Origin of the sequence: Pseudoalteromonas sp. NZS11_1, from assembly GCF_015864275.1 — a bacterium.
GTDB classification, from domain to species: Bacteria; Pseudomonadota; Gammaproteobacteria; order Enterobacterales; family Alteromonadaceae; genus Pseudoalteromonas; species Pseudoalteromonas arctica.
In genome coordinates this window covers 104626-127182 of record NZ_JADYXK010000009.1, presented here as the reverse complement: position 1 = coordinate 127182, position 22557 = coordinate 104626, and the positions used below count along the sequence as shown (strand labels likewise).

The following is a 22557-nucleotide window of genomic DNA, read 5'->3' as shown; positions in this document are numbered from 1 at the left end:
TCAAGGTCAGAAGTAATAATCTTCACTAAAAGACCGTATATATGACAGCAAACCTGTCCCTGCTATCGTTGAATGACACCTTGCAATACTGGAGGAGACCATATATGAACTCTGGTTAAGAGATTTATTATTCAGAGTTCAGGTTAACTAGTTTTTTCATGTTACAGACACAAAAAAACCTTGTCACTTTCGTGGCAAGGTTTTTTTATTAAAGAGTCGTTGCTTATTTAGCTGTGAAGCTTACTGGGCGACGTTCTTTACGAGGGCCAGTACGCTTATCACCGCGTTGGCTGTCGTCTTTATCTTTACTAAAGGTGCGCTTTTTGTCACCAGCTGGACGCTCAGAGCGTTCTGCACGTGGCTCAGCAGGGCCTTGATCTTGTGTAATTGTTAAGCCCATAGGACGTTTACAAATAAACACTTTTTGGAAATGATCAAGTACATCTTTAGGCATGTTTTGCGGTAATTGAACCGTACTGTGATTGTCGTGTAAACGAATATCACCAATAAACTTGCTTGAGATGTCAGCTTCGTTAGCGATAGCGCCAACAATGTTCTTAACCTGAACACCGTGTTCACGACCTACTTCGATACGGTAAGTATCCATAGGGCCTGCATCACGGCTGTTACGTTCGCGAGGTTTACGCTCAGCGCGTTCACCACCACGTTCGCCGCCACGTTCGTTACGACGTCCACGGTCACCACCGCGATCATTGCGGTCGTTACTACGTGGGTTGCGATCGTTACGCTCGTTACGTTCACGAGGTTGAATCTTAACTTCTTCAACTTTAATTGGAGACTGTTGCTGTGCTAAACACAGTAACGCACCCGCTAAGCTTTCAAGAGGAAGTTCAAGTTTTTCAGCCATGTTAGTAGCTATCTCGTTAAAGAATGTAATATCTTTGTTTTCAAGCGCAATAGTTAATTTTGCTTGTAACGCTTCAATACGTTTTTCTTCAACGATTTTTGCAGTTGGTAATTCAACTTGTGCAATTTCAGACTTCGTATGACGAATGATATTTTTAAGTAAATAACGTTCGTTATGTTTTACGAATAAAATTGCTTTACCAGTACGACCAGCACGACCTGTACGGCCGATACGGTGAACGTAGGCTTCAGAATCTTGTGGTATATCGTAGTTGATAACTAAGCTTAAGCGGTCAACATCTAGACCACGAGCAGCAACGTCTGTTGCAATAACAACATTTAGCATGCCGCTTTTTAAGCGTTCTACAGTGCGTTCACGTGCTTGCTGGTTCATATCACCATTAAGTGGAGCAGCAGAGAAACCTTCGCGCTCTAATAACTCAGCAAGTTGTACTGTATCGTTACGCGTACGTACGAAAACAATAGCACCTTCATACTGTTCAGCTTCTAAGAAGCGAACAATAGCTTTATTTTTATGTACGCTTGCATTCCAAAACACTTGCTCAACAGATGATACTGTAGAGTTACGCGCAGAAATATGAACCTGTTCAGGATTGTTCATATACTTGCTGCTGATGTTTTGAATTTGCTTAGGCATAGTCGCAGAGAAAAGACATGTTTGCTTTTCGCGCGGTGTTTTTTCCATGATGCTTTCTACATCATCGATAAAGCCCATACGTAACATTTCATCGGCTTCATCAAGTACAAGTGCTTGTAGAGCATCAAACTTGATAGTGCCACGGTTAATGTGATCGATTAAACGACCTGGAGTTGCAACAATAACCTGAGCGCCACGACGAAGTGCGCTTAATTGGATACTGTAGCTTTGGCCACCATATAGTGCCAATACTTCAATACCACGAACATGTTTAGCATATTGTTCGAATGCCTCAGCAACTTGGATCGCAAGCTCACGTGTTGGTGTGAGTACAAGGATCTGTGGCTGTTTCACAGACGGGTCAATATTATTTAGTAATGGCAGTGCAAATGCTGCGGTTTTACCTGTACCCGTTTGAGCTAGTCCCAGTACGTCCTTTCTTTCTAGCAATAACGGTATACATTGAGCTTGGATTTCAGATGGTGTCTTGTAACCCAACTCTTCAACTGCCTTCAAAATTGCAGGAGAAAGATTTAGAGATTCAAACGTGACTGGTTCTGACATTAATACGCCTCAACGAATTTAAAGAGGCGCGCATTATATAGGATTCGCGAGGCAAATGCTTGTATAAATTGAAACTAATTTGTATGTGTTTGATGTTGGTCGAAATTTAACCAGCTCAATGTAGGGTTTATTAAACTGGTTAACATATTTAATACAAAGCTTATTTATACAAGCCTAGGTTTTCTTTTGCGTAAGCTTCAAATTCTGTAAATCCACCAATGTGATTTTGGTCTACAAAAATTTGTGGAACAGTAGGGCAAGGCTTACCCGCTGACTTTTCAAGGTCGGCTTTACTAATGCCTTCTTTAATTATGTCAATGTAACGAAATTTAAAGTCATCACGTTCATTTGATAATTGCTCAGCAACATCTTTTGCACGAACACAAAATGGACAGCCTTCACGGCCAAAAATTACGGTTAACATAGCTTTCTCCTCAATTTGATTAATATCAGTTTAAATGAATGGAAAATTATTTAAAGAGAAAAAAATCGATTGCACCATTCTAATAAAAGCATAAATCATATTATGCATAGCAATATGATTTGCAAAATGCGAATGAAAAACCAGAGCCCTGTTTGTCTAATACTTAAGTCTATGAATGCAAGTATGTTTACAAGAATTAATTTATGGCACATAACTTGATGATGTAGAGCTATACATTGGGTTAACGAGAATGCTTTATGAATATTAATAGTCACGTTTTAGAAATTATCCAAGGGGTAATAGGTAAATATTGTGAAACCCAAAGTCAAAAATTCTCTATTACCTTAATCAACAAGTTGCAATGTAACTACGTCTGTTTGCAAATTCCGCCAGAGCAAATGATTGCACAATGCGAGGCGTTTCTTACTCCGGCGCTAGCAGCAGTAAAGCAGTGCTTTTTACTTAACCTCGAAGCAAATATTCAGGGAGTTAGTATTCACTATCAGATTGATGATTCTGAACAAGTAAACACGTTGGATTTTCACGGGCTCTTAGCAACTAAAGAGTCTGTTAGTTTAGCGCTTGATGTTAGACAAAATGTAGACGTTTTAACTGATTGCGAAGCGTTACTCAAAAGCTGTTTAAAAATGTCAGCTAATACTCACGATCGTTTTGGTTTAAATTTTAAATTATTTAATAGCACGCTTAGAGAGTCTGCACAGCTAGAGGATTTACGCCATCTTAGTGGTAACGCATTAATTGATAAATTAAATAGTGACAGCTTAAATACACACATAAAGTTGTGCTCTATTAACGACATTTACGAGCTGAGCCAAGCTCATAAACTATCTAAAAAAATATTAGGCTGGCCATTTTTTGATACCGACTTAATTACTATTTTAACAACATTTCACACACAAACACGTTTATCGGTATTAGTAGCAGACGACAGCTTACCGAGCCAAATTGCTACAAAAGTAATGCTTGAAATGCTGGGCTGCTTAGTAACGTGTGCAGAAAATGGTGCCAGTGCATTAACGCTTGCTCAAAATGAACCATTTGACTTGCTACTTTTAGATGAGCGTATGCCAGGAATGTTTGGTAGCGATGTGGCGCAGCAATTAGTTAGGCAAAATACACCTAATAACAATACTCCTAAAGTTATTTTAACGGGGTTGACAGGCGATGAGCAAATAGCTGAGTTGTTTGATAAAGGAATTACTCACTATTTACAGAAGCCAGTGACAAAAGCGGTACTTGAGAAATTTATTAAACCTTGGCAGTTAGCCTCTTAAATTGATTAATAAGGAGAGAGTTATGGATGATTTCTCTAAGACAGCACCTATTTTAATTGGTTTTCAAAACAATTACTTTTTGCCAAAAGGCATTTTGTATGACGAGGTTGAAGAGTCATCAAGAATTACTGGCGTGGGGGAAAATACACTCTATTTATTGACCTTCTGCGCAGAGCAATTTGCTTTAGTTATTAATACACCCATTCACTTTACGCAAAACTATAGCGAGCTTAAAAATCCGATTGGTATATTAAAAGTCATTGCGGTGGGGGCATTTAAAGTGGGTTCGTACGGTGCTCAAACCATTAAGCAGCTAGACCTTTTTAGTAATATTATAGAGGTGGTATTTGGGAAAAGAAGTTTAAATGCTTTTACACATATAGGTTTAGCCGAAAACATCAAAAAACATGGGGCCACTAATATAATTTTAGCGGGTACTGTGTCTTCTATCTGTATTGATTCAACTGTGCGCACTGCTGTTGTACTTGGTTCTAATGCCACTATTTTAAGTGACTGCACACCGAGACGCACTCCTTTTGAACAAACATTCTACTGTGAAAAGGTTTCCCTTCTTTATGCACGAGTTTGTCAGAGTAATACTTTTATAAAGTATTGGAGAGATCATGAATAATAATGATGAGCTACAAGTTCAAATCCAATATGCACTAGTTGAAAAACTTTCCAATAGTAATCGACGTCAAGCAAAGCTATTAGCTATTTTAGATGAGTGTATTTTTGAGTGTGATAAACATTTGAATTTTACTTATATTAATGAAGCTTGGGAGAAGAAGTTAGGTTACTCAACCGATTCATTAATTGGCTCCAATATTACTAAGTTAATGAATTGCGATGATATTATGCATTTTGTCGCATACAGCTGTTGTTTACTAGAAGGGAAGCAGGCTCCCAGTGTAGAAATACAAATTAAAAGCAGCATCGGGCTCATGAACTGGTTTGAGTTAAGGTTAGTTTATGATGAAAAAAGCGGCTTTATAGGCTCGTTCTATGACATTCAACGTCATAAAGATTCTCAATTTTTGCTAACGCAACAGCAAAAATATGTTAAACGCTTATCGCTTGTTGCGAGCCATACAAATAACTTAGTGATTATTACAGATAGGTTTGGTGTGATTGAGTGGGTTAACAATAGTTTTGAAGTACTTACAGGCTACACCTGTGATGAGGTTATAGGCACTAGCCCAGGTCAATTGCTACAAGGGCCAAAAACATGTGAAAAAAGCCGTAAGGTTATGTCTCATGCCGTAAAAAATGGACTTCCTTTTCAAGTTGAAACTACAAATTACGATAAAAACGGTAATATTTATTGGGTTGCTATTGATGCAAACCCAGTGCGAGATGATGAAGGTCAAGTAAAGCACTTTATCGCTATAGAAACTAATATCACGCAGCGAGTTAAAGCTGAACAAGCAATGGCAGAGATAGAATATAACTATCACTCTGTCGTAGATAATATTCCTGATATTGTTTTACGCCTTGATACATTTGGCAACCTATTATTTATAAATCAAGCATGGCAACGCGTCTTACACAGCAATGTAGATGAGAGCCTTGGCTTACCTATAATTAAGTTTATAGCAAAAGAAGATGTAGAAAAAATTAGTAGCACTTTGCTTGATTATAAACATGGTAAGCGTGATATACGTCGCTTTGATATACGTTTGATTAATGCACAAGGGATAAATAATTGGGTTGAAATGACACTTACTCCCATTGTGGGTGGCTACGAAAGCGATTTGTTATCTATTGCCGCAACACTTGTTGATATACAAGAACGTATTGAAAGCGAGCAAATATTGCTTGAAGCTAAACATCAGGCAGAAACATTAGCTGAGTCTAAAAGCCGATTTATGGCAAATATTAGCCATGAAATTCGCACGCCATTAAATGCCGTTATTGGCTCTGCAGATATTTTGCATCATACCGGTTTAACTTCTGAGCAAATGCGTTACACACAAATGATTAAAACAAGCTCTGATGCATTACTGAGTGTATTGGATGATGTATTAACGTATTCGCGTTTTGAAGCACAAGCTATAACACTCGATAATCAGCCATTTAGTATTGATACGTGTATTGAAGAAGCAATAGATATAATTTCCCAAAGCGCTTTGCAAAAAGGGCTTGAGGTTGTTTTTGATTTTTATCCTGATGTCCCCGCTCAAGTAATTGGTGATCATGCACGTATAAGGCAAATAGCCATTAATTTATTAGCCAATGCGATTAAGTTTACTCAGCAAGGCGTAATAACGGTGACCGTTAGATGTACTTACATTGGAGCCAATAATTTAAATCTTCATTTATCAGTAAAAGACACTGGAATGGGAATCGCAAAAAATAAAATAGAAAGTATGTTTATGCCTTTTATTCAATCAGATAATTCAATTACCCGAAAACATGGTGGTAGTGGCTTAGGCCTTGCTATATGTAAGCAAATTTGTGATGTAGTAGGGGGAGATATTTCGGTTAACTCTGAGCTCAATAAAGGGAGTGAGTTTATCGTTAATTACCCGTTACAAATAGACACAACCGACTCAATATTGCGAGAGGGGTTTGCAGCACGAAGTAAAAAGCCAAGAGTATGGATTGTAGGACATAACCAAATTTTAAAAACCGCGTTGGAGCACACACTCACTCGGTTTTCTATCGCTTTTGAGCACTATGAAATATGCCCAGATATCCCTGAGTATGATAGTTTTCCTGATGCAATTGTATTAACTGATCCTCCAATGCTAGCCCAAACACGCGAGTGTATAAATACATATAACTCCCTTAATTCACCGTGTTTACTTATCTTAGACTTACTAGGTGAAAGCTTATTACCGCAAAATCTTAACGACAGAGAGCTTAGGTTAAATGGCCCTTTTAAAGTATCGCATGTACCGCGAGCAATTAGTTTATTGGAAGAACAGTTATTTCATTTAGATATTATATTTACTAATCGTGAACAAAAAGAAGCCTTAGAAAGCTCTTCAGGGTTAACTCAGTTGAATGGGACCAATGTATTGGTTGCTGAAGATAATACTAATAATCAAATAGTAATAAGACAGTTTTTAGAGCAAAAAGGTTGTCGGGTATATGTTGCTAGCGATGGGCAGGAGGCAATAACCAAGGCTAAAAACAATAAACTTGATATTATTTTTATGGATATCCAGATGCCAATACTAGATGGGATCTCTGCAACTAAAGCAATCAGAAAGTTAGGTATAGTCACCCCTATAATAGCGCTCACAGCAAATGCAATTCATGGTGATAAAGAGCGATTTATTGAAGTGGGGATGAATGATTATTTAGCTAAACCAATTGTAAGTGAAACACTTTATTTATTGCTTGATAAATATGCACCAAAGCAGGCTATTGAATCTAAGCATCTAAAGCTTACTCGTTTAGCGCAAGTGTGGGAAAAGCTGAGCTGAGCAATGAAGGTTAGGGTCTGTTGAACTTTCAGGGTTAAATTTGCAGCAGTCTGTTTGGTATTTAGGCCAGGCAGAGCCTATGCAGTGTGGTTATTCCCCATAAATGGGCGATAACGTAGCATTAATGCCAAACAGGCGCTGCCCAAAGGGTTCTTCCTAGGGGCTATTTACTCTTTGTTGCTCGGTTTTTACTTAGCCCGCTAGGTTACAAACCTCGCGCCGCGATTAAACCGCCTCTAGTTTGAACAAATTTTAATCCGCAAAGATCAACAGACCCTAATATAAAAATTGGGTTTGTGTTGCATAAAACTTGATAAACGAAGAAATTAACCTAGTACTTTAGGAGTAAGTTAAATTTATTTTTTAGTATTTAATGAGTGTTTTTATTATAGTTTTTCAATTTGATTCGCAAATTGCAATTCAAAATAAAAATACAACGTTACGAATTATTTTTGGATTCTAAATTACATTTTTAATTTTTTTAATACTTTGATTTTGTTGTTTATTTTATCTTTCGTTTGTTTTTGTTTAGTTGGCACGGCTTTCGCAACATATTAAATATCAAATCAAGACGAATTTAGTTAAATTTTAAGGGGTGCAAAATGCAAACAAACACAAAAGCTAAACAACAGCCTAAAGGTAACAATTGGGTACTAACACCTGAAATTATGGTTTTGTCTATTTTGCTTGTTGCCACTTTAATAATAGGTATTACAGTTTTACGAGGTAGCGATTCGATTGAACCGTTGGCAGATATACAGCCAATTACTTTTACACAAGCTGATGTTGAAAACGCACAGTTGATGAGTAATACATTTGACTCGCAAAATACCAACTATGCACAACATGTAACTGCTCCTAAAAACGAAAATAACGACACTCTTTCAAACTAGAGACTTTTGCGCAGGTAACTATTTATAGTTGCCTGCGTTTTTTTATGTTCCTACCACCGTTTTAACTTTCTATCCCTCCCTATAAAATTAGCTATATGCTTTTAAATTTAGATTGTGCTTAACCTAAACAGGGTTTTATCAAAGCTTTCTCTTTTCTCACCTACAATTGCTAACACTAGCTTTAGTAGCAGCTATTAACTGGCTTATCTGTGCTTTATAGGCTCGATTAAGCGCTCATTTGCCAATTTAGGTGCATAGCAAACTGAATTGCAAAATGCGAATAAAGTGGGAGAACTAAAATCTTTTAACCTTCCAATTTAACCGCCTGAATCCATTGGTTTTTATTTCTATTTTTCCACATTTAAAATGGCCTGTAAATTGCTACTCATTATAATAAGTCACTAAGAGTGAAAAACGGAGCAAAATCATGAGTGCGTTTAAATACCTAGAATCGGAAAGCCCAGTCAATCTCGCAAGATGGCATGAGTTAGAAAGAATCATGTCTGATTCAATGCAAAATAATTATTTTAAAATGGTTTATCAACCGCTTGTATCATTAGGAACGGGAAAGTTGGTCGGCTTTGAATCGCTAGTAAGGTGCCAATCACCCCGCTTTGGTATTGTAGGCTCTGATGAGTTTATCCCTCATGTAGAGCAATCGGGAATGATTTTAGAATTAGGTGACTGGATTTTTGAGCAATGTTTGTCTGATTTAAAACAGATGCGACATTTTGGTATGACAGATATTGCTGTTTCTTTAAATATTTCACCGGTACAAATTTTAGATGGTGATGTGTTTTCAAAAGTAATGGCTTTGCTAGAAAAGCACCAAATACCACCACAAGCTATTAAAGTTGAATTAACGGAAACAGCGCTCATTCATAGCCCTGATAAAATAGCTAAGGCGTTTGAAAACTTCCATAAAGAAGGCGTAAAGGTGTGGATTGATGATTTTGGCACTGGGTACGCGTCTTTAGGTCTACTTCGTCAATTTGATATCGATGGTTTAAAAATTGATCGCAGTTTTGTAAGTGGTATTGCAACTAATAACGAAGACTTTACGTTATGTAGCGCAATTATTGCGATGGCTCAACGATTGGGCTTACAAACTGTAGCAGAAGGCATTGAAGAGAATGAGCAATTACAAATATTAGAACAACTTGGTTGTGATATTGCTCAGGGGTACTTGCTCGATAAGCCGCAAACATTAACAAAAAGTATTGATACCTGGGCTCTGTAATTGTTTATATTCATTTTGATTTGCAAAATGCAAAAAACAAATTACTCTTAAACTACAATTCTTACATTTTATTAGTGTACGAAGCTTTAACTTACACAAAGGTTATCTATGCCTATATCAGAGCAGTTTATCGATAAAAGTATTACGGAGCTAAATGTTTTAATTCAACTTGAAAAGGATGTTGGAATAAGCGTTTTAGCTCGATTAGTAAACTTATTTATCGATGAATTAGTTACTATGGCTAACCAATTAGATACGGCAATTAATAATGCAGATATTATAAAAATTAGAGAAATAATGCATGTTTTGAAAAACTCGGCTGCCTTATATGGAGCCGCTCCTTTAGCTGCATTGGCAACACAGTTACACGATTCACCACCACCAACCACAGAAGAGAATTTGCACGCAGCGCTTGTTATTAAGCATAACTTGGATAAAACCCGAGATGCATATCAAATAATGAGTAAGAGTATAGCTATCTAGGAGAAAGCCGTGTCAGATATAATGGGTAAAGGCCTTGTTTATATTGTTGAAGATAGCATCGCAAGTGGTGCTTTGTACGCCAGTCAGCTAGAGCAAGTAGGTTTTGAATGTAAGCATTTCGCAGATGGATATTCTGCTTTGGTCGGTATTAAAGAAAAAATGCCTGCGGTGATAGTACAAGATGTATGCTTGCCTGATATAAGTGGGCTTGAAGTTTTACAATTTGTAAATAAACAAAAAAATCCTGCTAATGTAGTCATGATCACCTCAAATAGTTCTATTGATATTGCAGTGGAAGCTATGCGTTTAGGTGGCTTCGATTTTTTAGAAAAACCCTTCACAAGTCAGCGACTTATTAGCTCAGTAGAAAGTGCGTTAACACCCAAAGAGCAAGCTAAAGTACAACCTTTGGTTCAAAGCAGTGATAAAAGCCAAGATTTTGTTGGTGAATCTCTCGCAATGAAAACCGTTTTTAGATTGCTAGATAGCGCAGCTAGAAGCAAAGCATGCGTATTTATTACAGGTGAAAGTGGAACCGGTAAAGAAGTATGCGCACAAACCCTTCATGATTCGAGCCCTCGCAGCCAAGGCCCTTTTATTGCTATAAACTGTGCTGCGATCCCTGCTGAGTTATTTGAATCAGAGTTTTTTGGGCATGTTAAAGGGGCATTTAGTGGCGCTTTAAGCGATCGTAAGGGCGCTGTTGAAGTGGCCAACGGCGGTACGTTATTTCTAGATGAACTATGTGAAATGGAGCTTAACTTACAAGCTAAGTTATTGCGCTTTTTACAAACCGGCATATTTAGCAAGGTTGGTAGCAGCGAGGTATTACACAGCGATGTTCGCTTGGTATGTGCAACCAACAGAAATCCAATAATAGAGGTAGCAGAAGGGCGCTTTAGAGAAGATTTATATTATCGTTTAAATGTTATCCCCGTAAAGCTCCCGCCTTTAAGGGAGCGCGGAAACGATATATTACTGCTCGCTGAGTATATTTTAAAACAAAAAAGCGATAGCAACGCTAAACATTTTATTGGCTTTTCTGATGAAGTTAAGGCGCTTTTTTGTAATTACGATTGGCCAGGAAATATACGCGAACTGCAAAATGTAATTGAAAATACAGTCGTTATTAATGATGGCGATGTAATAGAAAGAGATATGCTACCAAATTCATTTGGTCTAGGCGCTGTAAAACACTCAAGCTCAGCTAAGTCAATTCACAATACAAACGATCAGAGTGTTCAATTATCTCCTATGTCGGTTCACGATATAGAACCATTATGGCAAGTTGAAAAAAGGGCTATTGAAAACGCAATCAAAAGCTGCGAAGACAACATTCCTCTTGCTGCTGCTTATTTAGGGGTAAGTGCATCTACCATTTATAGAAAAATAAAGGGATGGTCTTAAAGCTTTAATAGATTTTTAATTGCAATTTTAGGTTGAATTAATAAAAGTTACCCTAAACTCTATGTGTAAGAGCAAAATTAATTTTTAATCTGAAATAGTAAAAGGAGATCGCAATGAGTAACACTAGTTTAAAACCTGCGGATATTATGCCATCACTAGTAGTGAGTGATGTTGATGAGAAAAAGGTAGATTTAGTTGACAGAATAAGTGACTCTCCGTGGAAAATGATTGTTGTTTATCGAGGCCAGCACTGCCCTAAATGTACTGCGCAACTCAACGAGCTTGCTAAAGTTCATAAAGACTTTAAAGAGGCTGGAGTTGAAGTGGTTGCAGTAAGTGGTGATAGCCATGAGCAGCTTAATAAACATCTTGAAAAAATAGATATTAACTTCCCAATTTACTATGGTTTAACAATCGAACAAATGACTGATTTAGGGCTACATATTAGCGAGCCTCGCAGTGGTGCAGAAACTGATCATCCATTTGCTGAACCAGGAATTTATGTGCTTAATGAAAAAAATCAGCTTCAAATGGTCGATATATCAAACAGCCCGTTTGTTCGTCCTGATTTAGAGCAACTGCTAGGTGGGATTAAGTTTTCAAGAGAAAACGACTATCCAATCAGGGGCACATTTATTAAATAGTATTCATTTTAAATGGTTTCAAAAAAGGCACTCTTCAGTGCCTTTTTTATTTATTTTTTAATAAATTTACTTGAAAACAATTTTACTGTCCATATATAGTTAAGTAGGACGCCTGATGGGTCCTAAATTAAACTTAAATAATTGAAATTTATATTATTAATTAAACTTTGCTTGAGCTTGTTCAATAGAAAAGCACATGCAAAATATCGCTTAAATATGAGGATATTATTATGCGTACAGTAGACTTATCACCACTTTATCGTTCATTTATCGGCTTCGAACATTTAGCATCACTTATGGATGCGGCAGCTAATACAGACAAGCAGCCGAGTTTTCCTCCTTACAATATAGAAGCACTCGATAAAGACAAATACAGAATCACTATGGCCGTTGCCGGTTTTAGTGATAGTGAATTGACCATTGAGTCAGAAAACAACACATTAAAAGTTGCAGGTATTAAAGCTAATAAAGATGAAAATAATGAACGTAAGTTTATTCATCAAGGTATAGCAGAGCGTAACTTTGAACGTAAATTTCAGCTTGGAGACCATGTAAAAGTACTTGGTGCCGATTTAGCTAACGGCTTATTGAGCATAGAGTTACAGCGTGAAATTCCTGAAGCACTTAAACCACGTAAAATAGAAATTGGTAATAGTAATCTAATAGAAGGTAAATAGTCTTCTAAAGTACATATTCCCCTGATTATTTAGCCGCCTCATTTGAGGCGGTTTTTTTACTTAAAGCGCTTCTAAATTATTAAGGTAGTATGTTGCTTGTTGCAGCGTTTGTTCTTGAAGTGTTTCATCTTGTTTATCCCAGTTTTTATATACCATACCAATACGTGGATTCTTCTCTAGCCTGTCTCTGTGTCTATTCATGAAATGCCAATACAAGCTATTTAGCGGGCAGGCCTTATCTCCTACTTTTTGTTTAACATTGTACTGACAGCTTTTGCAGTAATCGCTCATTTTATTAATGTAGTTACCGCTTGCAGCATAAGGCTTTGTTGCAATTATTCCATCATCGGCAAACTGGCTCATGCCTCGGGTGTTGGGCATTTCTACCCATTCTATGGCATCTATATAAACGCCTAAGTACCAGTTGTCTACGTCATCAGGGTTAATACCTGTAAGCATGCAAAAGTTCCCAATAACCATTAGGCGCTGAATATGATGAGCATAAGCGGTTTCAAGGCTTTGCTTGAGTGAGTGGCTTAGACAATTCATTTTTGTAGAGCTGTTCCAAAAATAAGATGGCAGTTTATTTTTGGCTTGTAATTGATTTTTAACTGCGTAGTCGGGCATGTTAATCCAATAAATGGCACGTACATACTCTCTCCAGCCTAATATTTGCCTGGTAAAGCCCTCTACTTGCGAGAGGGATATTTCATTGGGTCTTTGTTCGTATTCGCTTATTACACGTTTGATTACATATAACGGGTGGAGTATTTTTGCGTTTAGGGCAAACGATAAACGGCTATGGTACAGGCTGGTATTGTTTTTACTTTGATCTGTCATCGCATCTTGAAAGTGACCAAAGCGACTAAGTAAGTGCTCACAAAAGTATTCAAGAGATTCAATCGCTTGTTTACGCGTTGTTGGCCACTCCAGTGAATGTTCATTTATTTCACCCAAATAAGCGACGTTGTGCTTATTTAAACGAGAAATAATACTGCTAACATCAGTATTGAATAACTTAGGCTCTGGGATGTCGGCTAAGTCTTTTTTGGAAAATTTATTACGATTATTACTATCAAAATTCCATTTGCCACCAGTTGGCTTTGCATCATCAATTAATATATTAAATTGCTTACGCATAGCACGATAAAAGTGCTCCATTGTTACATGCTTGTTTTTTGTAAAGCGTGTTTTTATATCGGTGAACGGTAATAAAAAGTGTTCAGTATCTGTAGCAATTACATTTAATGAGCTATCACTTTTAAACTTAGCTAATTGAGATTTTAGCCTAAACTCGTCAGGGTATTGATATTCAATAGAGTCGCATTGGTATTTATCGGCAACTCGCTTGAGTAATTCAATCAAGTCCTTGTCGTCATCGGTATCATCAAGTGTTAAATGCAAAACATTAAAACCTGCCGTGTTTAATGCAGTTGCAAAGTTTTCCATAGCATTAAAAAAGGCACACAGTTTTTGAATGTGATGTTTAACGTAGTCAGTTTCTTGTTTTAGTTCTGCGATGAGGTAAAGCGTGTCGTCGTCTTTTTGCTTGTACCATGAATGAGATGGGTTTAGCTGATCGCCTAGTATTAGTCTGAGTGTTTTGTGATGGGTCATAGTAAAGCCAAATTTTTTTATACGGACGTATTTAATTAAAGGATCGTTTTACTATTTAACTACGAGTGAATAGAGCAAAAAGGCTTAACCGATTATCAAGGCAATAAAGGCGTGTTGGATCATGGTGTGCAAATGAGTTTAATTAATGGGGAGGTTAAGTAAGTTAAATTGCCACCCCTAAAAATTGTATATTTAAATTTTATTACTTTGCTTTTGCTGCATTTTTTGTTGTAACGAAACCACATTAGATACATTAAATAGAATATTGCTGGCAAAGTTTTCAAAATATTTAAGGGCTTTTTTCCAAGCGAGCTGGCTCTCAGGAGTAAAGTGCTTACCAAGGTGCTCTTTAAGGGTTTCGTAAAACGCATCAGATAATAGTGCAATGTCATTTTGTGAAACACTGCTTTTTTTTAGGTACATTAAATGATGTGCTAAAAAAGGAGCTACCGATGCAGGCTTATCTAAATGTTTAACAATTCGTTCTAACACACAAAAAAGGGTAAAACTCTTTTCGTTAAATTGTAAGGCTGTTGGGTAATTCATTTCAATGGTAGATTCAGCCAATTTACTGTGAAATCGAGCCGTGAATGCATGAAAATTTGGCTTAATAATTGTTAAGTTATTTAACAATGCTGATTGTTGTTGGTTCATTTTTATCTCGCTGCAGTGAGTAATAACTATTATTATTAAGTGGCATAAAATTGATTATAGCGGGCAGATAAAATTCTGCACGTTTTTTTAGTGTTAAAGTATGGGTTTTAGTTATATCAATTTATTTTCTGGTAAATTGTAAGCATCTAAAAGGTACTAAGGTAGCTCAAATTTAGTTTGTTTGATTTTCACTAAAAATAATAAGCTGTAATATTTAATAATTTAGAGACAGCATTTTATAAAATTGATTGATTACTTATGTTACTTATATATACATTAAATTAGCATCTTGACGAATTGGAAATTTTATAAACTAATTGCGTATTATAGTTGCTAATCATCCCGTACATCCTTATAATAGCGGCCATTGTTTAGCATGTTGTAAAACAGCTAACAGCGATATTAAATTTAAAGTTTGATATCTATTGGCGCGGGATGGAGCAGTCTGGTAGCTCGTCGGGCTCATAACCCGAAGGTCGTCGGTTCAAATCCGGCTCCCGCAACCAATTCTACTAGTAGGTATTACCTTACTAATTTATATCGCGCATTCTAAGTAATGCGCGTTTTGCGTTTTAGACTATGTAGTTTAATTAGGTCAGTTTACTGACTCGCAACCAAGCTTGGCCCTAGGCCACACAGTTTTATGCTTTATTGGTGTGACGCCCCGCTTGGTTCGGGGCGTTGTTGTATCTGCACCTTGCGATTTGTGGCAATTGTCATCAAATTAAAACTTAAACTCAGTATTTTAGGGCTATAAGCCCTTTTTTTGTTTGTATGGAGGATTTTCGTGACAAAACTTGAACAAGATTTAGTAACCATGTTAACGCCTGCGGTAGAAATGTTAGGCTTTGAATTGCATGGTCTTGAATTTGTGCAAGCGGGTCGCCATTCTACCTTAAGAGTATATATTGCTCATGAGGATGGGATCTCAGTTGATAACTGTGCGGATGCAAGTCGCCAAATTAGTGCGATTTTAGACGTCGAAGACCCAATTACAAATGAATATGATTTGGAAGTATCGTCTCCTGGTGTTGATCGTCTATTATTCAAACAAGATCACTACGAGCAGGCGCAAGGAGAGGAAGTACGCGTGCGTACTAAACTTCCACAGGATGGTCGTCGTAATTTTAAAGGCGACTTAGTAGCAGTTAGCAGCGATATGATCACACTATCTAGCGATGGTGCAGAGCATCTGATCATGCTTAGTAACATCGAACGTGCGAATTTAATCGCGAAGTTTTAAATTCGAGTGCGAAGGAATAGGGCAAGCGAGGCATTACCCATGGCAAAAGAGATATTATTGGTTGCTGAAGCCGTTTCCAATGAGAAAGCGGTTCCAAAAGAAAAGATTTTTGAAGCTCTAGAGTTCGCTTTAGCGACAGCTACAAAGAAAAAACACGATGGCGAAATTGAAGTACGCGTAGCAATTGACCGTAAAACCGGTGATTACGATACGTTCCGTCGTTGGCAGATTGCCGCTGTATTAGAAGATGGTTCTCTAGAGAACCCATACAGCGAAATCACTCTAGAAGCAGCACAGGTTGAAGAACCTGATTTGCAAATGGGTGATTATGTTGAAGAGCAAATCGACTCAATCAAATTTGACCGTATTACAACACAAATGGCTAAGCAAGTTATCGTACAAAAAGTACGTGAAGCTGAGCGCGCTTTAGTTGTTGAAGCATACAAAGATCAAGAAGGCGAGCTGGTAACGGGTGTTGTTAAAAAAGCAACTCGCGATGCAATCGTGCTTGATTTAGGTAACAACGCAGAAGCGGTAATTTACCGTGATGACATGTTACCACGTGAAAACTTCCGCCCGGGTGACCGTATCCGTGGTCTTTTATATGAAGTTAAGCCTGAAGCACGCGGTGCACAATTATTTGTAACGCGCTCTAAACCTGAAATGCTAATGGAATTATTCCGCATTGAGGTGCCAGAAATTGGCGAAGAGATGATTGAATTACGTGCAGCAGCACGTGATCCAGGTTCACGCGCTAAAATTGCTGTTAAATCTAACGACAAACGCATAGACCCAATTGGTGCATGTGTTGGTATGCGTGGGGCACGAGTTCAGGCTGTATCGTCAGAACTTGGCGGTGAGCGTGTTGATATCGTACTTTACGATGACAACCCGGCACAATTTGTTATCAATGCAATGGCGCCAGCAGAAGTTGCTTCAATCGTAATGGATGAAGACACTCACTCAATGGATATCGCTGTAGAAGCAGATAACCTAGCGCAAGCAATTGGTCGTAATGGTCAAAACGTTCGTTTAGCAAGTCAGTTAACTGGCTGGGAACTAAACGTAATGACTGTTGAAGACATGCGTACTAAAAATGAAGCTGAATCTGATAAGTTACTTAACTTATTCACTGAAAATTTAGAAATTGATGATGAGTTTGCATCATTACTTATCAACGAAGGTTTCTCGACACTTGAAGAAGTGGCGTATGTACCAGCGTCTGAATTTTTAGAAATTGATGGTCTTGATGAAGAGACTGTAGATTTACTGCGCTCACGCGCAAAAGATGCATTGACAACTAAAGCACTTAAAACGGAAGAAAGCTTAGATGGCGCAGAGCCAGCTGAAGACTTACTTGCGCTTGAAGGCTTAGAGCGTCACTTAGCATTTGTTATGGCAAGCAAGGGTGTTGTTACACTTGAAGACTTGGCAGAGCAAGGTATTGACGAATTAGTTGATATCACAGAACTTTCATCTGAAAAAGCGGGTGAACTGATTATGGCTGCACGAAACATTTGTTGGTTTGCAGACGAGTAATTTATTAACGGAGGTATTACACACTATGGCAGAAGTAAATGTTGAAAAACTAGCCGGCGATATAGGTACGACTGTTGATAAATTGCTACAGCAGTTTTCACAAGCAGGTATCACTAAGCAAGCAACTGATAACGTAACAGAAGCTGAAAAAGCAACGTTACTTGATCATTTAAGCAAGCATCATGGCGGTACAGGTTCAGATGGCCCAGCGCGTATGACTTTACAACGTAAGAGCAAAAGCACTTTAAGTGTTACGGGCTCTACTGGTAAAGCAAAAGATGTTCAAGTTGAAGTTCGCAAAACACGTACTTACGTGAAGAAAAGCGCAATGGAACAAGAACAAGAGCAAGCTCGCTTAGCTGCTGAAGAAAAAGTGCGTCTTGAAGAGCAGCAAAAAGCTGACCAAGAAGCCGCAGAATTAAAAGCGAAACAAGAGGCAGAACGCAAAGCGAAAGAAGAAGCCGACCGTAAAGCCAAAGAAGAAGCTAAACGCAAAGCTGATGCAGAGCGTAAAGCGAAACAAAAGCAGATGACCCCAGAGCAAAGTGCTAAGTCTGAGAAAGATCGCATAGAAGCTGAGCGTCTGCAAAAAGAAGCAGAAGAGGCCGCATTGAAGAAAGCTGAAGAAGAAGCGAAACGTCAAGCAGAAGAAGCAAGAAAGCTAGCTGAAGAAAACTCGGCACGCTGGAAGAAAGAAGAAGAAGAACGTAAGAAACGCGAAGAAACAGCGGATCACCATCTTACGACTTCTACTTATGCACGTGAAGCAGAAGATGTTGCCGATGCTCGTGATGAGCAAGGTACACGCCGTGCTAAGAAAAAGAAAAAAGCGCCAGCAAAAGATAAATTTGCAGCGTCAAGAGGCCGTAACAAGTCTAAGTTAAAAGCACCTGCATCATTACAACATGGTTTCCAAAAACCAACTGTTGATGTTAAAAATGAAGTGCGTATTAGCGAAACAATTACAGTAGCTGAGCTTGCATCACGCATGGCCGTTAAAGGCGCTGAAGTTGTTAAAACAATGATGAAAATGGGTGACATGGTTACTATTAACCAAGTGATTGACCAAGAAGCTGCACAATTAGTTGCAGAAGAAATGGGTCACAAGGTTATCATTGTTAAAGAAAACGAATTAGAGCAAACAGTACTTAATGACCGCCACGAAGATGGTAAGTCAGAGCCACGTGCTCCAGTAGTAACTGTAATGGGTCACGTTGACCATGGTAAAACATCAACTCTTGATTACATTCGTTCTGCGAAGGTTGCTTCTGGCGAAGCCGGTGGTATTACACAGCATATTGGTGCATACCATGTTGATGTAAACGGTCACATGATCACCTTCTTAGATACACCAGGACATGCTGCATTTACTTCAATGCGTGCTCGTGGTGCTAAAGCGACTGATATCGTAATCCTAGTAGTTGCAGCAGATGATGGCGTTATGCCACAAACTAAAGAAGCGGTACAGCATGCTCGTGCAGCTGGCGTTCCTTTAATCATCGCAGTAAACAAAATGGATAAAGAAGGCGCAGATCCAGATCGTGTTAAAAACGAACTTGCTGTACTAGACGTTATTCCAGAAGAATGGGGCGGCGATACGCAATACGTTCATATCTCAGCTAAAACTGGCTTAGGTATTGACGACCTTCTTGAAGCAGTATTGAACCAATCTGAACTTTTAGAGCTTTCTGCACCTACTGAAGGTATGGCGGCTGGTGTTGTTATTGAATCTCGTCTTGATAAAGGCCGTGGTCCAGTAGCATCAGTACTTGTTCAATCTGGTACGCTTAACCAAGGTGACATTGTATTATGTGGTCTTGAGTATGGCCGTGTTCGTGCAATGCGCGATGAAAACGGTAAAGACATTAAGTCAGCTGGTCCATCTATCCCAGTTGAGATTTTAGGTCTTTCTGGTATTCCAGCTGCAGGCGACGAAGCGACTGTAGTTAAAGATGAGCGTAAAGCGCGTGAAGTTGCTTTATACCGTCAAGGTAAGTTCCGCGATGTTAAACTAGCACGTCAGCAAAAAGCTAAGCTTGAAAACATGTTTACTAACATGACTGAAGGCGATGTTTCTGAAGTTAACGTGGTACTTAAAGCAGACGTTCAAGGTTCTATCGAAGCAATCTCTGATTCACTAACTAAACTTTCTACTGATGAAGTGAAAGTGAAGATTGTTGGTTCAGGTGTTGGTGGTATTACCGAAACTGATGCAACACTAGCTGCAGCGTCTAACGCAATTGTAGTTGGCTTTAACGTTCGTGCTGATGCTTCAGCTCGTAAAGTTATCGAGACTGAAAACTTAGACCTACGTTACTACAGCGTAATCTACAGCTTGATTGACGAAGTTAAACAAGCAATGTCAGGTATGCTAGCGCCAGAGTTTAAACAAGAAATTATTGGTCTTGCTCAAGTTCGTGACGTATTCAAGTCTCCAAAAATTGGCGCAATCGCTGGTTGTATGGTTACTGAAGGTGTTATTAAACGTAGCGCTCCAATCCGTGTACTACGTGAAAACGTTGTTATCTATGAAGGTGAACTTGAGTCACTTCGTCGCTTTAAAGACGATGTTGCTGATGTTCGTAACGGCATGGAATGTGGTATCGGCGTTAAGAACTACAATGACGTACGTGTTGGTGACCAAATCGAAGTATTCGAAACAGTTGAAGTACAACGTACTCTATAATTGTTACTAGGGAGTATTGAACGCTCAGGTCAACGCCGGACGTTCTACACACCCTACGCTAAGATTTTAAATGGGGGCTTAGCCCCCATTTGCATATCCATTATTTAGTTAACTTATTATTTAATTTCAATAAGTTATTATTTTAGGACAAGTATAATGAGAGAATTTTCTCGCACTGATCGTGTTGCACAGCAAATCCAAAAAGAGATTGCTGTAATTTTACAACGCGAAATTAAAGATCCACGCTTAGGTATGGTGACAGTGTCAGCGGTAGAAGTATCGCGCGATTTATCTTATGCCAAAATTTTCATTACTGTGTTTAACACACAAGATGAAGACGCAGCAAAGCAAAGCGCAAAAGTACTTAATGAAGCAACGGGCTATATTCGCTCGTTACTTGGTAAGCGTATCCGTGCACGTATAATGCCTGAGTTAAAGTTTGTAGTTGATAACTCATTAATGGAAGGTATGCGTATTTCTAACTTAGTGGATTCTATTATCCGCGAAGATAACGCAAAGCATGTAGATGAAGACGTAGAAAGTGTTGATGCTGCTGATATTTCGGATAGCGAAGAAGGTACTGATCACGTAGACGATACAGATAGCGAAGAAGGCACTGATACAGATGGCAAAGCGCAGTAAAGGCCGTGCAGTTGACGGTATTTTGTTGTTAAACAAACCTGAAGGCATTTCATCAAATAAAGCATTACAGCAAGCCAAAAGTGTTTATTTTGCGCAAAAAGCTGGACACACAGGTGCTTTAGATCCACTTGCCACAGGTATGCTGCCAATTTGTTTTGGTGAAGCGACTAAGTTTACGCAGTTTTTACTCGATACAGATAAAACCTATATCGTTCGTGCACAACTGGGTGAGCGTACAACAACATCAGATTCTGATGGCGAAATTGTTAGCACTAAAGATGTGAACGTTACGCGTGAACAGCTAACAAAAGAAATAGCTGCTTTTGTTGGTGAGTCTGAACAATATCCGTCAATGTACTCAGCTCTTAAGTACCAAGGTAGACCGTTATATAAGTACGCGCGCGAAGGTATTGAAGTTCCTCGTAAATGCAGAAAAATAAACGTGTTTAGCTTATCGTTTGACGAATTTGATGAACAAAGCAACGTATTACAAATGACGGCCCATGTATCTAAAGGGACCTACATTCGTACAATCGTTGATGATTTAGGCGAAAACCTAGGCTGTGGCGCACACGTTATTATGCTCCACAGAACCGCTGTTGGTCAGTATCCGGCAGATAAAATGGTCTCGCTTGGTGAGATTGAAGCGTTGCTTGCTAAAGCGAAAGAAGAAGAGCTTGCGCCTTCAACTTATTTAGACTCTCTATTGCTACCAATTGATACTGCTTTAACTGATTTACCCGTTGTTGAAATTACAAAAGAACAAGGGGGAATTTTTAGTCACGGGCAAGCTGTAGAATTATCAATCGCTTTACCTGATGGTGCAATTAAAGTTGTTGCGGATAATATATTTATTGGTACTGGTGAGCGTAACTCAAACGGTCATTTAAAGGTTAAACGTGGTCTTGCTAGTCAGCAAGACGATTACGTGAAGCCTGAATAAGCAACTAATGTGCCTAACGGTGGCTTATTAGTTGTAGTTGGGGATAATTAGCTTGTAGTTATTCCTACAGTTGGTAGAATACGCCCGCTTAATCGTTTTGGCTGAATTAGTGATCGGCTAAGACACCTTTTAAATTTAATTTTTGGAGTTACTATGTCACTAAGCAATCAAGAAAAAATCGATATCATTGCTAAATTTGCACGTGCAGAAGGCGATACAGGTTCATCAGAAGTACAAGTAGCATTACTTACTTTTGACATCAACAAGCTTCAAGGTCACTTTGCTGATCACAAGCATGACTTCCACTCACGTCGTGGTCTGCTTCGTAAAGTAAGCACTCGCCGTAAACTACTTGATTACCTTAAAGGTAAAGACATCACTAGTTATACTGCGTTAATCAAAGAACTTGGCCTACGTCGCTAAGAACTAGATTATAGAAAAAGGAGCTTTTTAGCTCCTTTTTTTGTGCCTAAAATTTGTGTTTGAAAATAAAACAAATATATAAACCTATTGAATTATATTGTAAAACTCCTATTTCATAGCTTATCAAGCATCGTTGTATTTACCCGCTAATTAGCCAAGCTTAAATCTAGTGGCTAGGTTGAACAAATTTCAATCCACAAAGATCAACACACCCTAGACTCGCA

Annotated in this window: 19 protein-coding genes and 1 tRNA gene; 16 read left to right on the top strand and 4 right to left on the bottom strand. The window is 38.4% G+C overall.

Annotated features, from left to right (window positions below):
- Nucleotides 1-223 precede the first annotated feature (223 nt).
- Nucleotides 224-2089, bottom strand: a complete 1866-nt coding sequence (locus I6F44_RS09150) for a DEAD/DEAH box helicase (protein WP_007585469.1) — start codon at nt 2087-2089, stop codon at nt 224-226.
- 160 nt (nt 2090-2249) lie between these two features.
- Nucleotides 2250-2513, bottom strand: coding sequence for a GrxA family glutaredoxin (locus tag I6F44_RS09145; RefSeq protein ID WP_007585470.1), 264 nt, complete (start codon nt 2511-2513; stop codon nt 2250-2252).
- Between the two features lie 257 nt (nt 2514-2770).
- Here I6F44_RS09145 and I6F44_RS09140 point away from each other — a divergent pair, with 257 nt between their 5' ends.
- From I6F44_RS09140 to I6F44_RS09100, 9 genes are all read left to right on the top strand, one after another.
- Nucleotides 2771-3808: a response regulator gene (locus tag I6F44_RS09140; protein WP_010554674.1), complete on the top strand. Its 1038-nt coding sequence runs from the start codon at nt 2771-2773 to the stop codon at nt 3806-3808.
- A 22-nt stretch (nt 3809-3830) separates the two neighbouring features.
- Nucleotides 3831-4439, top strand: a complete 609-nt coding sequence (locus I6F44_RS09135; RefSeq protein ID WP_197173635.1) for a cysteine hydrolase family protein — start codon at nt 3831-3833, stop codon at nt 4437-4439.
- Nucleotides 4432-7242 (top strand): PAS domain-containing hybrid sensor histidine kinase/response regulator, encoded by a 2811-nt coding sequence (locus I6F44_RS09130; protein WP_197173634.1) that lies wholly within the window; start codon nt 4432-4434, stop codon nt 7240-7242. The genes I6F44_RS09135 and I6F44_RS09130 overlap by 8 nt, the downstream gene beginning before the upstream one ends.
- Before the next feature lie 602 nt (nt 7243-7844).
- The gene (locus I6F44_RS09125) at nt 7845-8135 is read left to right on the top strand and encodes a hypothetical protein (RefSeq protein ID WP_024591629.1); all 291 of its coding nucleotides are present in this window, start codon (nt 7845-7847) and stop codon (nt 8133-8135) included.
- Between the two features lie 427 nt (nt 8136-8562).
- Nucleotides 8563-9375 carry a putative bifunctional diguanylate cyclase/phosphodiesterase gene (locus I6F44_RS09120; RefSeq protein WP_231612816.1) on the top strand — a complete coding sequence of 271 codons (813 nt, stop codon included), beginning with the start codon at nt 8563-8565 and terminating at the stop codon, nt 9373-9375.
- A gap of 108 nt (nt 9376-9483) precedes the next feature.
- Nucleotides 9484-9858 (top strand): Hpt domain-containing protein, encoded by a 375-nt coding sequence (locus I6F44_RS09115; protein WP_101216632.1) that lies wholly within the window; start codon nt 9484-9486, stop codon nt 9856-9858.
- 9 nt (nt 9859-9867) lie between these two features.
- On the top strand, nt 9868-11265 hold the full coding sequence (locus I6F44_RS09110) for a sigma-54-dependent transcriptional regulator (protein WP_197101590.1): 1398 nt from the start codon (nt 9868-9870) through the stop codon (nt 11263-11265).
- Between the two features lie 113 nt (nt 11266-11378).
- Entirely contained in the window at nt 11379-11909 is a 531-nt protein-coding gene (locus tag I6F44_RS09105) for a peroxiredoxin-like family protein (RefSeq protein ID WP_007585494.1), read from the top strand.
- Between the two features lie 230 nt (nt 11910-12139).
- Nucleotides 12140-12586 (top strand): Hsp20 family protein, encoded by a 447-nt coding sequence (locus I6F44_RS09100; protein ID WP_007585496.1) that lies wholly within the window; start codon nt 12140-12142, stop codon nt 12584-12586.
- 60 nt (nt 12587-12646) lie between these two features.
- On the opposite strand, the gene I6F44_RS09095 is transcribed toward I6F44_RS09100, so the two are convergent.
- Nucleotides 12647-14203, bottom strand: coding sequence for a cryptochrome/photolyase family protein (locus I6F44_RS09095; RefSeq protein WP_197173633.1), 1557 nt, complete (start codon nt 14201-14203; stop codon nt 12647-12649).
- A gap of 192 nt (nt 14204-14395) precedes the next feature.
- Complete coding sequence (locus I6F44_RS09090; RefSeq protein WP_197173632.1) at nt 14396-14857, bottom strand: globin domain-containing protein; 462 nt, start codon at nt 14855-14857, stop codon at nt 14396-14398.
- Between the two features lie 429 nt (nt 14858-15286).
- Here I6F44_RS09090 and I6F44_RS09085 point away from each other — a divergent pair.
- The 7 genes from I6F44_RS09085 (at nt 15287) to rpsO (ending at nt 22333) form a co-directional block, all read left to right on the top strand.
- Nucleotides 15287-15363 (top strand) — tRNA-Met (locus I6F44_RS09085).
- Between the two features lie 281 nt (nt 15364-15644).
- Nucleotides 15645-16100 carry a ribosome maturation factor RimP gene (gene rimP, locus I6F44_RS09080; RefSeq protein WP_002958482.1) on the top strand — a complete coding sequence of 152 codons (456 nt, stop codon included), beginning with the start codon at nt 15645-15647 and terminating at the stop codon, nt 16098-16100.
- A 39-nt stretch (nt 16101-16139) separates the two neighbouring features.
- Nucleotides 16140-17639 carry a transcription termination factor NusA gene (gene nusA, locus I6F44_RS09075; protein WP_007585502.1) on the top strand — a complete coding sequence of 500 codons (1500 nt, stop codon included), beginning with the start codon at nt 16140-16142 and terminating at the stop codon, nt 17637-17639.
- Between the two features lie 25 nt (nt 17640-17664).
- A complete protein-coding gene (gene infB / locus I6F44_RS09070) occupies nt 17665-20325 on the top strand; it encodes a translation initiation factor IF-2 (protein WP_007585504.1) in 2661 nt (886 codons plus the stop codon).
- A gap of 156 nt (nt 20326-20481) precedes the next feature.
- Nucleotides 20482-20967: a 30S ribosome-binding factor RbfA gene (gene rbfA, locus I6F44_RS09065; RefSeq protein ID WP_197173631.1), complete on the top strand. Its 486-nt coding sequence runs from the start codon at nt 20482-20484 to the stop codon at nt 20965-20967.
- Nucleotides 20951-21910 (top strand): tRNA pseudouridine(55) synthase TruB, encoded by a 960-nt coding sequence (gene truB, locus I6F44_RS09060; RefSeq protein WP_197173630.1) that lies wholly within the window; start codon nt 20951-20953, stop codon nt 21908-21910. The genes rbfA and truB overlap by 17 nt, the downstream gene beginning before the upstream one ends.
- A 153-nt stretch (nt 21911-22063) precedes the next feature.
- Nucleotides 22064-22333, top strand: a complete 270-nt coding sequence (rpsO, locus tag I6F44_RS09055; protein ID WP_007585509.1) for a 30S ribosomal protein S15 — start codon at nt 22064-22066, stop codon at nt 22331-22333.
- The last annotated feature ends 224 nt before the right edge of the window (nt 22334-22557 follow it).